Origin of the sequence: Enterococcus sp. GC34 (assembly GCF_040886645.1) — a bacterium.
GTDB classification, from domain to species: Bacteria; Bacillota; Bacilli; order Lactobacillales; family Enterococcaceae; genus Enterococcus; species Enterococcus faecalis.
In genome coordinates this window covers 87,662-100,759 of record NZ_JBFOEF010000003.1, presented here as the reverse complement: position 1 = coordinate 100,759, position 13,098 = coordinate 87,662, and the positions used below count along the sequence as shown (strand labels likewise).

Below are 13,098 nucleotides of genomic sequence, written 5' to 3'. Positions count from 1 at the left end.
CTTCTGTTCCCGCCGTCTATTAATTTTTAAAAATAGTGCACAATACGTTATAATAGAAACAACTGAGAGGAGCGTTTCTAATGATTAAGCAATTACAACATCCATTTTTTGTTATTATGGGACCTAGTGGTTCTGGCAAGACCGCAATTACAAGTAAGGTTTTTCCGAAAAACTATAAAGTTATCTCGCATACTACGAGGAAAAAACGGTTGGATGAAGTGGATGGTGTGGATTACTATTTTGAAACAAAAGCAAGTTTTCAAACCTTGATTGAAACCAATCAGTTAGTGGAGTATGATTTTTACCATGGAAACTATTACGGTGTCGGTGTAGCTGCCATCGTTGAAACAACGAAAGAGCATCCAGCCTATAATGCGTTAACTTTTCCAGGCTTTCAAGCGGTCTTTGAGCGTTTCGGCGAGTCCGTCATTCCAGTTTTTTTTGACGTTTCAAAAGAAAATATTTATCAACGTTTAAAGCAACGAGAATCTGATCCTAAAATTATTGAAGAACGTTTAAACCTTTATGATCAAGAAATTCTTATCAAAAACCAATTGGAACAATATCCTAATTATCAACGAATAGATGCCAATGGACCTATAAAAGAGGTCGCTGGCTTGTTACAAGAATGCATCAAACACTATTATTAATCAAGCAACTGGTGAGACAGAATCTAACATCAATTTTGTCTTGCTAGGTGCTTGATTTTTTTTGTAAAAAACTTGCGTTCTGAATAGAGAGTGCTATAATGACATGGTGTCATATGACAATGTGTCATAAAAGGGAGGAACACAAATATGCCTACGAATACGTTTTTTCATTTGCCAGAAGAAAAGCAACAACGCTTATTAGATGCTGCGCAAATTGAATTTTCACGCCATTCTTTACAAGAAGCGTCAATTGCAAATATTGTTAAATTAGCGGAAATTCCTCGCGGTAGCTTTTATCAATATTTTGAGAACAAAGAAGATTTGTATTTTTATTACTTTGCGACATTAAGAAAAAATAGTGAACGAGATTTAGAGAAACAAATTATTGCAGAAAATGGTGATTTAATCGAAGCCATGGATGTCTATTTCTCCAAAATGATTGTCGAAGTGCTAACTGGAGAGAATGCTTCTTTCTATCGGAATTTATTTGTCAACATGGATTATCGTGCTTCACGTCGGGTGACGGATAATTTAGCGACTGGAGAAGAGGAAAAAAATAGGAAACAGCACTGTCATAAGCATAGAGGAAGAAAAGGCCATGCTGCCTATGCAGAACATCTTTATCAAATAATTGATCGTTCGAAATTAACCATTGAAACGCCAAAAGAATTCACATGGTTCATGCAGACGGCGATGCATGCCGTTTTCTCAACAATTGTTGATGGGTATCGTCAACAAAGAGAAAATACTGCCTATGATTCAACTGAAGCAGTCAAACAATTAAAAATGAAATTAAATTGGTTGAAAAATGGCGCTTATAAGTAGCAAAAAGGAGGAGAAGTTAGTTGATTAAACTAGTCAAACGGATGTCGTTATGGTCGGTCTTTGCAGCGGTTGTATTTATGATCGTACAAATTATCGCAGATTTATATCTGCCCACATTAACATCTAATATCATTAATGACGGTGTCGCTAAAGGAGATATTAACTATATTTGGAGTACAGGAGTTGTCATGTTAGGCTTTTCTTTGATTAGCATTGTCGCTTCTATTGGAAATACCTTTTTTGCCACCAAAGAATCACAAAGTTTAGGTAAAAAATTACGGACTGATATTTATCGAAAAGTTGAAAATTTTTCTAATAATGAATTTGACAAATTCGGGACAGCTTCGCTAATTACACGAACAACCAATGATGTCAATCAGATTCAAATGGTTATGCAAATGTTTTTACGTTTAATGATTAACGCACCTTTAACGTTAATTGGTGCAAGTTTTATGGCGTATAACAAGGACCCACAATTAACGAAAATTTTTCTATATGTTTTACCAATTATGGCTGTTTTAGTGGGAGGTATCATGTTTTTAGCGGTTCCGTTATTTAAAAGCATGCAAAAGAAAACAGACCGTTTAAATTTAGTTTTTCGTGAAGGACTGACAGGGGTTCGTGTGATTCGGGCCTTTGGCAAAGCAAACTATGAAGAACAACGTTTTGATGAAGCCAATAAGGATTATACACAAACGGCGATTAAAGTGAATACGATTGTCGCTTTGATGATTCCTTTAATGACACTCATTATGAGCGGTACCAATATTGCAATCACCTGGTTTGGCGGTCATTATATTGCGGAAATGCAACTAGAAGTAGGGAACTTAATTGCCTTTATGACTTATGCCATGCAAATTCTGATGAGTTTCATGATGTTATCTATGATTTTTGTCATGGTACCGCGGGCGCAAGCTTCTGCTGATCGGATTAATGAGGTGCTAAATACTGATTCAGAAATCAAAGATGTACCCAATCCAGAACTACTCTCTCTAAAAGGCGACAAAGCAACATTGGCGTTTGAACATGTTAATTATCGTTACCAGCATGCTGAAAACTTAGCACTGGAAGATATAGATTTTTCAGCAAAATCTGGGGAGACGGTCGCGATTATTGGTGGGACAGGTTCTGGGAAAACAACGCTGGTTAATCTTTTACCACGTTTTTATGATGTTGAATCTGGCAAAATTTTGCTAAATGGTAAAAACATTAAAGATACGTCACAGCATAATTTACGAGAAATGATTGGCTTTGTACCGCAAAAGGCTGTTTTATTTACAGGAACGATTCGTGAAAATATGCAATACGGCGCCCCAAATGCGACCGATGAAGAAATTTGGCAAGCCTTAGAAATCGCGCAGGCGAAGGCGTTTGTTTCAGAATTGGCAGAAGGTTTGGATAGTCATGTCGAACAAGGCGGCGGTAATTTTTCTGGCGGACAACGCCAGCGGTTGGCTATTGCTCGTGCTTTAGTAAAACCAGCAGATGTCTATGTTTTTGATGATTCCTTTTCTGCATTGGATTTCAAAACAGATGCTAATTTAAGAAAAGCCTTAAAAGAGCAGATGACGGATGCAATTGTCGTTTTAGTAGCCCAACGTGTAAGTACGGTTATGGAAGCATCGACAATTTTAGTATTAGACGAAGGGAAATTAGTTGGTAAAGGAACGCATGAAGAGTTATTAGCGAACAACCAAACGTATCAAGAAATTGTACATTCTCAATTGAGAGAGGAGGACCTTGCATGAGTAGTCGACCAAAAGGCGGACCAATGGGCGGTGGACCAGGACGCAACATTGGCGCAAAAGGGCCAAAACCAAAAAATTTCTGGAAAACAGTGAAACGTTTATTTCGGTACATGTCTAAACGAATGCTGTCAATTATTGCTGTCTTAGTGTTAGCAATCGCAGCCGTCGTTTTCCAAATTCAAACACCAAAAGTATTAGGACAGGCAACAACTGAAATTTTTAAAGGCGTCATGAAAGGCGCTGCTGAAATGAAACAAGGCTTAAAAATAACTTCTTTTCCAATTGATTTTGACAAAATCGGTCAAATTTTATTAATTGTTATTGCCATGTACCTTATTTCTGCTGTCTTTAATTTCTTGCAGCAAGTAATTATGACACGTGTTTCACAGAGAACAGTTTATGAATTACGTCAAGAATTAGAAGCGAAAATGAACAAAGTTCCAATTTCCTATTATGATACTCATAGTAATGGGGACATCATGTCGCGGGCAATTAACGACATGGATAATATTGCGAGTACTTTACAGCAAAACTTAACCCAATTAATTACCAGTATCGTGACATTTGTGGGTGTACTTTGGATGATGCTGACCATTAGCTGGCAGTTAACACTAATTGCTTTAGCAACAGTGCCATTAAGTTTAATTGTTGTGATGGTTGTGGCGCCTCGCTCGCAAAAACATTTTGCGGCTCAACAAAAAAGCTTAGGATTATTGAATAACCAAGTCGAAGAAACCTACGGTGGTCACGTAGTAGTAAAAAGTTTCAACCACGAAGAAAGTGATCAAGAAGTATTTGAAAAAGAAAATGAAAAATTATATCATGCTGGTCGCAAAGCACAATTTATTTCAGCGATCATTATGCCTTTAATGAACTTTATCAAAAATCTAGGCTATGTGTTTGTTGCAGTCCTTGGTGGCGTAAAAGTAGCGAATGGTATGATGGATTTAGGGGATGTTCAAGCATTTCTTCAATATACCAATCAATTTTCACAACCGATTACTCAAATCGCTAATTTAATGAATACAATCCAAGCTACGGTGGCTTCGGCAGAACGTGTCTTTGAAGTATTAGATGAAGAAGAAATGGTGGATGAACCTTCTGGCGTACCAGTGGAAACAGATAGTCCTTATCGTGTTTCTTTTGAACATGTTGCTTTTGGCTATTCACCAGAGAAATTATTAATGAAAGATTTCAATTTAAATGTTAAACCTGGGGAAATGGTCGCAATCGTGGGCCCAACAGGTGCTGGGAAAACAACCCTAATTAACTTATTGGAACGCTTCTATGATATTAGTAGCGGCAGCATCAAATATGATGGCGTAGATACGCGCGATTTGTCTCGCGAAGAGTTGCGAGCACACTTTTCAATGGTTCTTCAAGATACTTGGTTGTTCACTGGAAGTATCTATGACAATATTCATTATGGTAATGACCAAGCGAGCGAAGAAGAAGTGATCCGTGCGGCGAAAGCAGCCCATGTGGATGATTTTGTCAGAAAATTACCAGAAGGCTATCAAACGATTCTAAATGAAGAAGCCAGCAATATTTCTCAAGGTCAACGACAATTAATTACAATTGCTCGAGCATTCTTAGCAAATCCAGACGTTTTAATTTTGGATGAAGCCACCTCAAGTGTGGACACTCGAACAGAAATACTGATTCAAGCAGCAATGAATCGTTTATTGGAGAATCGGACCAGCTTTGTAGTCGCTCATCGCTTGTCGACTATCCGTGATGCCGATACGATTATCGTTATGGCAGAAGGTTCAATTGTAGAAACAGGAACCCACGATGAATTAATGGCGAAAAACGGTTTTTATGCTGATTTATATAACAGTCAGTTTTCAGAAGAAGTAGCCTAAAAGGCGAAGAAAAAAATAGTAATTCATGATGGGGCTGAAGGAGCCATAGTCGTAAAGACTGGTTCCTGAAGCCTTATTTTTTAACAAAAAGTTAGCGAAATTGAAAAATTTCTATTTTCTTTTGAGAAAAACAGGATATTACTTGATGAAATAGCAAGAGATGTATAAAATGGGAGAGAAGAAAATGGAGGTAACAGAAAAAATGACTGAATTTCAATTAGAAAAAGCTGCGACATTAAAAACAATTGCCATTCGTGCGAAAAAAGTTGGCGAAATGGTCGACTTTTATAAAAAAGTAATGGGTTTTGTTTTAAAGTCAGAAGAAAATAACCTGTCTATCTGGGGTACACGTGAAGCAGGAACGCAATTATTAATTTTAGAAGAAACTAGAAAAGCCGAAGATTTTCATAATGAAGAAAAGCAAATGGCTTATTTTTCAATTAAAGTTCCTACGGAAAAAGAATTTTTACAAATTGCTCAACGAGTGCTTGAACAAGACTATCCAATTGATGAAAGTTTCCAAATTGGCACACGTCAAAGCATGTTCATTACTGATCTTGAAGGCAATCAATTTGAGATTTTTCACGATGAAGCAACAGCAAATTCGACTTCTGAAAAGCAACCGATTGTGCTTAAAGATCTTATCAGTGAGGACTTAGAGCCACATCAAGGGTTAGCCGCTGGGTCATATTTAGCGCATGTGCAATTAAAAACAAACAATCAAAAAGAAATAAAAGCATACTATGAGGAAGTTCTGGGTTTAAAACACAATGAAAAAGATCAATTTGTTTTAGAAGATGGCAAAGCAACTATTGGATTCCAAAAACCTGAAACAAGTGAAGTGGATCAATTACCTGATCCACACTTAGGTTTAGATTTCTTTACCATTAAGCTCTCTGATCAAGACCATATTTTAGCAATGGAGCAACAATTAACGGCAAAAAATCAAGAGTTCTTTATTGACCAGAAAAAAGCGATTGTCACTGTGTTTGATCCAATTGGCTTGGAATGGTGGTTTGTCTTAAAATAAACGCTTAGACAGACAAAATAAGCTTGTTTTAGCAAGTCTGGAATAAAGTCGGAATAAAAGTTTAACGCTGCTTTTGTTCGGGACTTATTCTAGACTTTTCCTTTAATATTAAAAATAGTAGGTGAAAAAATGTACGAAAAAACAAAGTGGAAAATTCAAAATATGATGAAAAAAGGTGTTTTTTCGGGGGCTAGTTTTTGTTTCATTGAAGGTGAAAAAGAGGAGAGCAATTGTTGGGGACTCGCACAAGTAAAACCCATCAAAGAACAATTAACCTCGGCCATGCTGTTTGATGTGGCTTCTTTAACCAAAGTAGTCGGCACCACCACCGTTATTTTGCAATTAGTGGAAGAAGGAAAAATTATTCTAGATCAATCATTACAAACTTATTATCCCTCTTTTCAAGATTCTAATATTACAATCCGGCATTTGTTGACACATACGGCAGATTTACAAGGCTATATTCCTAATCGTGATCAGCTGAATGCCCAAGAATTAAAAGACGCCTACAATCATTCCTTTCACGCAGGCAAAGCAATAGGTAAAAAAGTTGTTTATACAGATGCAGGGACTATTTTATTAGGCTTTATGTTAGAAGAAATGTTCCAGCAATCAATGATAGAAATTTTATCTGAACGAGTATTGCTTCCTTTAGGGATGAACGAAAGTACGTTTCTACCAAAGAATCCTTTAAACTGTGTGCCAACAGAATTACATGAACAAAGAGGGTTGATTCGAGGTGCAACCCATGATCCTAAGGCATTTGTTTTACGGGAACATGCAGGGAATGCTGGCTTGTTTAGCAATGTCTATGATTTAACAAAATTTGTTCGAATGTATTTAAATCGAGGCAGTTATCACAATCTCCAATTCTTAAAAAAAGAGACGATTGATTTGTTACTAGTTAACCAAGTGCCAGCTGCAGATAAACCACGTTCTCTAGGCTGGGATTTTAAATATGATGTAGCTACGCAACGGCCATTATTATTCCATACAGGCTATACAGGCACTTTTTTGCTAATTGATGTGCAACAACAATCAGCGTTTATCTTTTTATCTAATCGAGTCCATCCAGAGGACCACCGGAACACTTATATCGAAGAAAGAGATCAGTTGTTGGCAACCTATTTAAAAGAGAAATCATCAGTTTCAGATGAAATGACTAGTTTTTAGTGATATAATGAGAGCGAATTCAATTTGGGAGGTCACAGTCAATGCAAGAACCATTATTTTTACAACCTGTTTTTCAAGAAAAAATTTGGGGCGGCAATCGTCTACACACGCTATTTGGTTTCGATTTACCGAGCGATAAAATTGGTGAAGATTGGGCCATCAGTGCACATCCACATGGCGTTAGTACTGTTTTAAATGGCGAATTTAAAGGAAAAAAATTAGATGAATTGTGGGCAGACCATCAAGAGCTATTCGGCCATGCAGGTGGCGCTGTCTTTCCATTATTAACGAAAATTTTAGATGCTGAAGATGATTTATCCGTGCAAGTTCATCCCGATGATGCATATGGCCAAAAACATGAAGGCGAGCTAGGCAAAACTGAATGTTGGTACATTATTGATGCAGAACCTGGCGCTGAAATCATTTATGGACATCACGCGAAAACAAAAGAAGAACTAGCTGAAATGATTGAAGAAGGTCGTTGGGACGATCTTTTAAGAAAAGTACCAGTGAAAAAAGGCGATTTTTATTATGTACCAAGCGGCACTATTCATGCCATTGGCTCGGGTATTTTAATTTTAGAAACGCAACAAAGCAGTGATACTACGTATCGGGTTTATGATTATGATCGAACAGATGATCAAGGAAAGACCCGGGAATTGCATATTCAACAATCCATTGATGTGACAACCGTTCCGGCGAAGGATCCTGACCTCTCTATTCAACAAGAAAATCAAGGACAATCAAGCATTGTTACTTATGTAAAAACAGATTTCTTTAATGTCTATGAGTGGCGTGTCAGTGGGATTCTAAAAGTTAAAAAACAAGCACCTTATACATTAGCAACAGTTATTGAAGGTGTGGGTCGATTGATTACAGAAGATGCTGCAAAAGCAGATGTGGCTACTTTTGATTTGAAAAAAGGCGATAGCTTTATCTTTCCAACAGATATTCCGAGCTGGCGTTTTGAAGGTGATCTAACGATTATAGCTTCAGAACCTGGTAGTCGCTAAAAAAAGAGGAGATCATCAACAGATGATTTCCTCTTTTTTAGCATTAAAACAGTTTATTTTGTTATAAAGGAACGTTTAGGTAAGGCAGCGATAACAGCTGTGACGATGATGACTGATAGTAGACGATCCCCGTAATCTGTTATCAATTGAACCAACAGGACGCTTGCTAACTGATTGAAGCCTAAACCATATAAAAATTGGACAATTATGCTGGAGCCAGCAGAAGTAATTCCACCAAATAAACAAACTGTAATCAAGGAAGAAATTACTGTTCCTGGTATCGTTAACCACAACGTTTTAAATGGTAATTTGGTTACTTTTAACTGCTGATGAAGGAGCAAACCTGCTAAAATTCCTGTGCAGAGTTGGACAGGTGAATAATACAGAGAAAAGATATCCGTTGTCAATCCAGTTAGTAGACTTGTTAAAATACCTGTCAGTGCGCCAAAGAGTGGGCCTAATAACGCACCTGTAAAAATAGTTCCCGCGCTATCAAGATAAATTGGTAAACGAAGGAGTAACGCAATGGTACTGCCAAGGTAATTTAAAGCAACACTAAAAGCGATAATTGTAATGATTCGTGGTGTTATTTTTTTCATGGTTATCCCATCCTTAAATTTTTGAAATCTCTTTCGATCTCATCTATTTGTACATTTAAAAGAATGGATAGAAACTTCACGAAAAACTGTTGACTATCAACCGTAGTCAAGACATGACAATTGGCTGGTTGCTGCTGGAAATGATACTGATCGATCATTGATTGCCCCATAGCAATGCCGTCAGGAACAATTTGTCCGTAACTGGAAAAGCCTTGGCAGAGCGTAGGATCAATAAAATAAGCAACCGCTAAGGGATCGTTGATAACACACCCTAAAATACGTTCATATTTCCAATGAAAATCAAAATAAAATTGAGTAATCTCACCGAGGTAATTTCCCATTTTGGGGTTGAGTCGTTGACAATAGTTGAGAATTGTTGGTGTAAAAACAATTTCTCGTGTGACATCTAAGCCGACCATCTCGATTTTTGCACCTAATTCCTCAAAAACCCAAGCTGCTGCATCAGGATCACACCAATAATTAAATTCTGCAACAGGAGAGCAATTGCCGTGGCTTTTAAAGGTACCACCCATTGAGACAAAACGTTGAAGATTTCGCCCCAGAAGAGGTTCTTTTTTTAAAGCCAATGCAATGTTTGTTAAAGGACCAAGGGCAATGATTGAGCAATCGGTAGCTTGTTGAAAGGTTTGTGCTAAATAGTCAGCAGCGGAAAGCGCTTGTGCTTGGATTTTGCTAGTTCTGGGGAAATAAGTTTCACCTAAACCATCCATGCCATGTGTATCTTGTGCACTAACAAATGGCCGTTTTAAAGGGCTAGCAGCCCCTTGGTAGACAGGAATATCTAAGCGATTAACTTTTTCTAAACATTTAAAAACATTTCCCACGCCAATCTCCACAGGGACATTTCCACAAACAACTGTAATCGCTTGGACATCTAGCTCTGGTGAAGCAAGTGCATACAAGAGAGCAAGCGTGTCATCAATTCCAGGATCACAATCAATAATTACTTTTTGCATTTTTTCCAATCCTCCTTTTTCGTTAACTGCAAATGATAACTCTTGTTAAAAAAGCTATGACTTGAGTTAGTATTGAGAGATACTTAGTTTTTTATTCTGGGAAGTTTCCGAACCAGTCCGAGAAATTCTCGATTTTAAATGCACCTCTTTATCTTACTATATTTTGTAAAGATGTAAATAGTTGTCGGAGAAATGAAAAAGAATCTAGTCCTATATGTAGGAACTAGATTCTTCTTTTATTTATAAAGCGTTTCAGGAATAGCGATCGGTTCACCATATTTTTTCTCTAAAGCGGTCCGAATTAGCCGGATCCCTAGATTTTTGTTGCGTGCTAAGATTGGACCGTGGAAGTAGGAGCCAAACACATTTTTATAGACAACGCCTTCGCCATTATCTTGACCGTTATTGCCTTTGCCTTGTTTGACTGTTCCTAAAGGTCGTTCACCTTCGCCTAAAAAAGTCATGCCATTATGATTTTCAAAACCATAATACGTTTCATCAAATTCTTCATTATAAATTTCGATATCACCAATGAAACGATTGTTGTCTTGGCTCAAAGTGTAATGATCTAATGCACCGATTCCTTTAATTTTTTCGCCTTGTGCGCCGACATAGTAATGTCCTAGAAGTTGATAACCACCACAGATAGCTAACAAGACGCCGTCATTTTCAATATAAGAAGTCAAAGCTTCTTTTTTATTCTGAATGTCTTCTGAGATGATCGATTGCTCGAAGTCTTGACCGCCACCAACAAAGACTAAATCATATTTTTCGGGATCAAACGGTTCGTAGATACTAATAATTTCTGATCGGAAGGTAACGCCCATTTTTTCGGTTAAATATTTAAGCATCAATAAATTTCCGTTATCTCCGTAAGTATTTAATAAGTTGCCATATAAATGACAAACGACTAATTCTTTAGACACCATTCATTCCCCCTTGAATATACCCTTGGGCTGTTAATGATTTTCTTAATTGCAAAACAGCAGTATAGGTTGCCAAAATATAGACATGATCTGTCGGCAACGTTTTAATTTCTGAAATTACTTGCTCCAAATCAGGAATTTCTAGTAATTTTTCTTCAGGAATACCCGCAACTTTTAAACGCAAGGCCATATCTTCATGGCGATCACCGCCAGCAATTACTTTTGGAATGTCCATATCAGCAAAGGCTTCATGATTACCATCCCAAATCCAACTGACATCAATTCCATCTGCATAATTGGCATTTAATAATGAAACCAGCGAGAAAGAGTAAGGGGCTAAGCCCATCATATCAATGACCTGATTTAAACCAACCGGATTTTTTACTAAAACTAACGTACATTCTTTATCGCCAACTTTAATGGTTTCTTGACGCCCAAAAACTTTTTCATCATAAGCTAAGCCTGCTCGGATTTTATCTGGTGCCACCTGATAATATTCTGCTACCGCTGTGGCCGCTAGCGCATTATAAACATTATACATCCCACCAACAGCAATGCCATATTCTTCGCCATCAATCACAAAATCAGCAGATGTATTATCCATCCGGACCATTTCCGTTAACTGCACATCCAACTCAGGCCGTTTGAAGCCACAATTTGGGCAATAGTAATCACCTAAATTAGCATACGTAATCATTTTATAATGAAGAATATGATTACATTTTGGACATAAAACCCCATCTGTATTGTAATGAGCCAATTGCTCTTTCGGTGGTAAATGATTAAATCCATAGTATTTGCGAGGATTTACAGTTTCTTTTGAATTAAAAATTGGCGAATCACCATTGCACAAAATAGTTGCTTCAGGAGCAGCAGCGGCGCCTTCCATAATTAAGCGATACGTCGTATAAATTTCGCCATAGCGATCCATTTGGTCGCGGAAAATATTCGTAAAAACAAATAATTTTGGTTGAATATATTTAGTGACACGGCTTAAACTTGCTTCATCAATTTCTAACACCGCAAATTTCTTTTGTCCTTTTTTTGCCTTGGCATTTAAAAAAGTAGAGACAATTCCTTGCTCCATGTTAGCACCCGTTGGATTTGTTAATACCTCATCAAATTCTTGGCGTAAAATGTTAACAGTTAAAGCAGTTGTCAATGTTTTGCCGTTCGTTCCAGTGACTACGACAATTTCATAGTCTTTTGCCAATGTATCTAAAATTTTAGGATCGATTTTTAGGGCTAATTTCCCTGGGTAGCTACTGCCGCCTTTAAAAAATGTTTGTAAAACCCATTGCGAAGTTTTTCCTGCAGCAATTGCTAAATGACTTCGAATCCCCATTTGTTGTCCCCCAATTTCTATATCTTTAATTTTTCGTTATTTTAAATTAAACTCAATCTATCATACCATAACTAAAATAAAAAATTAATTCCTTTTACTTTTTCTTACTATTATTTAAAAAGTCTTTTAGAAAAAGTAGAATAGTGAAGGAAAAAAGAGAATAGACGACTTGTCTTAACAACAAATCGTCCATCGATTTCCATTTTTATTTCGCATCAATATAACTGTATAGCGTATATTTAGAAATATTGAAGAAGTTAGAGACTTTGTCTCCAGATTTAGTGACTAAGAAGGCGCCTTTATTATTTAAAAATTGAATACACTTGATTTTATCGTCCTTCGTCATTAATGGGACCGGCTTGCCAACTAATTTGACTGATTCGTGAATTAAATCGTCTAACAACTCATTAACATCCTGAGGAATGTAATCAGGGTCTTTATCTTCTTCAGGTTCTGCAGTGGAAATCAAAGATTTTAAGTTCGACTCTGCAGCAATCAATGTAGTGATGTCGTAGTTAATAGCAAAAATACCATCGAGTTGACCATTCTCATCTTTAAAATACATTGTACTAGATTTTAAAATACGACCATCATGGGTGCGGGTCAGATAGTTAATATGATCATTCAACTCACTAGGGTCTTTTTTTAAGGCTTCTAAGACTACTTGAGAAGGTCCATCGCCCAGATGACGAGAAGAGACATGACCATTTTCGATGGAAACAATAGAGTTGTTAATATTGTCTTCATTGATTTGGTGGATAACGACTTCGCAGTTTTCCCCAAATTGACCAGCTAAACCTTTAGCAATTTGTGTTAAAAAAGTAAGTTTTTCGTCGGATAACATAAATAAGCTCCTTTCTAATGTGCCTGGCACAAACAGTTTTTATAAGATTGTGTCAAATTTAACATAATATTTTTAAATGGAATAGGCAGGGCTAAATCCTTTA

General features: G+C 37.0%; 12 protein-coding genes and 1 riboswitch. Of the genes, 7 read left to right on the top strand and 5 right to left on the bottom strand.

What is annotated here, in order from left to right:
- Positions 1-80 precede the first annotated feature (80 nt).
- The 7 genes from AB3I72_RS04155 to manA all read left to right on the top strand — a co-directional run bounded on the left by AB3I72_RS04155 (position 81) and on the right by manA (position 8,304).
- Positions 81-650 (top strand): guanylate kinase, encoded by a 570-nt coding sequence (locus AB3I72_RS04155; protein ID WP_002367148.1) that lies wholly within the window; start codon positions 81-83, stop codon positions 648-650.
- Positions 651-797: 147 nt separating this feature from the next.
- On the top strand, positions 798-1,475 hold the full coding sequence (locus tag AB3I72_RS04150; RefSeq protein ID WP_002367146.1) for a TetR/AcrR family transcriptional regulator: 678 nt from the start codon (positions 798-800) through the stop codon (positions 1,473-1,475).
- 20 nt (positions 1,476-1,495) lie between these two features.
- Entirely contained in the window at positions 1,496-3,223 is a 1,728-nt protein-coding gene (locus tag AB3I72_RS04145; RefSeq protein ID WP_002379719.1) for an ABC transporter ATP-binding protein, read from the top strand.
- Positions 3,220-5,088: an ABC transporter ATP-binding protein gene (locus AB3I72_RS04140; RefSeq protein ID WP_002356577.1), complete on the top strand. Its 1,869-nt coding sequence runs from the start codon at positions 3,220-3,222 to the stop codon at positions 5,086-5,088. The genes AB3I72_RS04145 and AB3I72_RS04140 overlap by 4 nt, the downstream gene beginning before the upstream one ends.
- Positions 5,089-5,248: 160 nt before the next feature.
- On the top strand, positions 5,249-6,118 hold the full coding sequence (locus AB3I72_RS04135) for a VOC family protein (RefSeq protein WP_002411330.1): 870 nt from the start codon (positions 5,249-5,251) through the stop codon (positions 6,116-6,118).
- Positions 6,119-6,247: 129 nt separating this feature from the next.
- Positions 6,248-7,291, top strand: a complete 1,044-nt coding sequence (locus tag AB3I72_RS04130) for a serine hydrolase (RefSeq protein WP_104806291.1) — start codon at positions 6,248-6,250, stop codon at positions 7,289-7,291.
- 41 nt (positions 7,292-7,332) lie between these two features.
- A complete protein-coding gene (gene manA, locus AB3I72_RS04125) occupies positions 7,333-8,304 on the top strand; it encodes a mannose-6-phosphate isomerase, class I (protein WP_002356580.1) in 972 nt (323 codons plus the stop codon).
- A 53-nt stretch (positions 8,305-8,357) separates the two neighbouring features.
- Here manA and AB3I72_RS04120 read toward each other — a convergent pair whose 3' ends face one another.
- From AB3I72_RS04120 to AB3I72_RS04100, 5 genes are all read right to left on the bottom strand, one after another.
- On the bottom strand, positions 8,358-8,903 hold the full coding sequence (locus tag AB3I72_RS04120) for an ECF transporter S component (protein WP_002368898.1): 546 nt from the start codon (positions 8,901-8,903) through the stop codon (positions 8,358-8,360).
- A 2-nt stretch (positions 8,904-8,905) separates the two neighbouring features.
- Entirely contained in the window at positions 8,906-9,880 is a 975-nt protein-coding gene (locus AB3I72_RS04115) for a nucleoside hydrolase (protein ID WP_368023606.1), read from the bottom strand.
- Between the two features lie 77 nt (positions 9,881-9,957).
- A riboswitch (PreQ1 riboswitch) is annotated at positions 9,958-10,002 on the bottom strand.
- A 114-nt stretch (positions 10,003-10,116) separates the two neighbouring features.
- Positions 10,117-10,809 (bottom strand): type 1 glutamine amidotransferase, encoded by a 693-nt coding sequence (locus tag AB3I72_RS04110; protein ID WP_086279989.1) that lies wholly within the window; start codon positions 10,807-10,809, stop codon positions 10,117-10,119.
- The gene (locus tag AB3I72_RS04105; RefSeq protein WP_002362254.1) at positions 10,799-12,151 is read right to left on the bottom strand and encodes a Mur ligase family protein; all 1,353 of its coding nucleotides are present in this window, start codon (positions 12,149-12,151) and stop codon (positions 10,799-10,801) included. The genes AB3I72_RS04110 and AB3I72_RS04105 overlap by 11 nt, the downstream gene beginning before the upstream one ends.
- A 205-nt stretch (positions 12,152-12,356) precedes the next feature.
- On the bottom strand, positions 12,357-12,995 hold the full coding sequence (locus AB3I72_RS04100; protein ID WP_002381503.1) for a transcriptional regulator: 639 nt from the start codon (positions 12,993-12,995) through the stop codon (positions 12,357-12,359).
- Positions 12,996-13,098: the final 103 nt, after the last annotated feature.

Coding starts and splice junctions, on each gene's coding strand:
- AB3I72_RS04155 (WP_002367148.1), top strand. CDS start 81: ATGATTAAGCAATTACAACATCCATTTTTTGTTATTATGGGACCTAGT.
- AB3I72_RS04150 (WP_002367146.1), top strand. CDS start 798: ATGCCTACGAATACGTTTTTTCATTTGCCAGAAGAAAAGCAACAACGC.
- AB3I72_RS04140 (WP_002356577.1), top strand. CDS start 3,220: ATGAGTAGTCGACCAAAAGGCGGACCAATGGGCGGTGGACCAGGACGC.
- AB3I72_RS04135 (WP_002411330.1), top strand. CDS start 5,249: ATGTATAAAATGGGAGAGAAGAAAATGGAGGTAACAGAAAAAATGACT.
- AB3I72_RS04130 (WP_104806291.1), top strand. CDS start 6,248: ATGTACGAAAAAACAAAGTGGAAAATTCAAAATATGATGAAAAAAGGT.
- manA (WP_002356580.1), top strand. CDS start 7,333: ATGCAAGAACCATTATTTTTACAACCTGTTTTTCAAGAAAAAATTTGG.
- AB3I72_RS04120 (WP_002368898.1), bottom strand. CDS start 8,903: ATGAAAAAAATAACACCACGAATCATTACAATTATCGCTTTTAGTGTT.
- AB3I72_RS04115 (WP_368023606.1), bottom strand. CDS start 9,880: ATGCAAAAAGTAATTATTGATTGTGATCCTGGAATTGATGACACGCTT.
- AB3I72_RS04110 (WP_086279989.1), bottom strand. CDS start 10,809: ATGGTGTCTAAAGAATTAGTCGTTTGTCATTTATATGGCAACTTATTA.
- AB3I72_RS04105 (WP_002362254.1), bottom strand. CDS start 12,151: ATGGGGATTCGAAGTCATTTAGCAATTGCTGCAGGAAAAACTTCGCAA.
- AB3I72_RS04100 (WP_002381503.1), bottom strand. CDS start 12,995: ATGTTATCCGACGAAAAACTTACTTTTTTAACACAAATTGCTAAAGGT.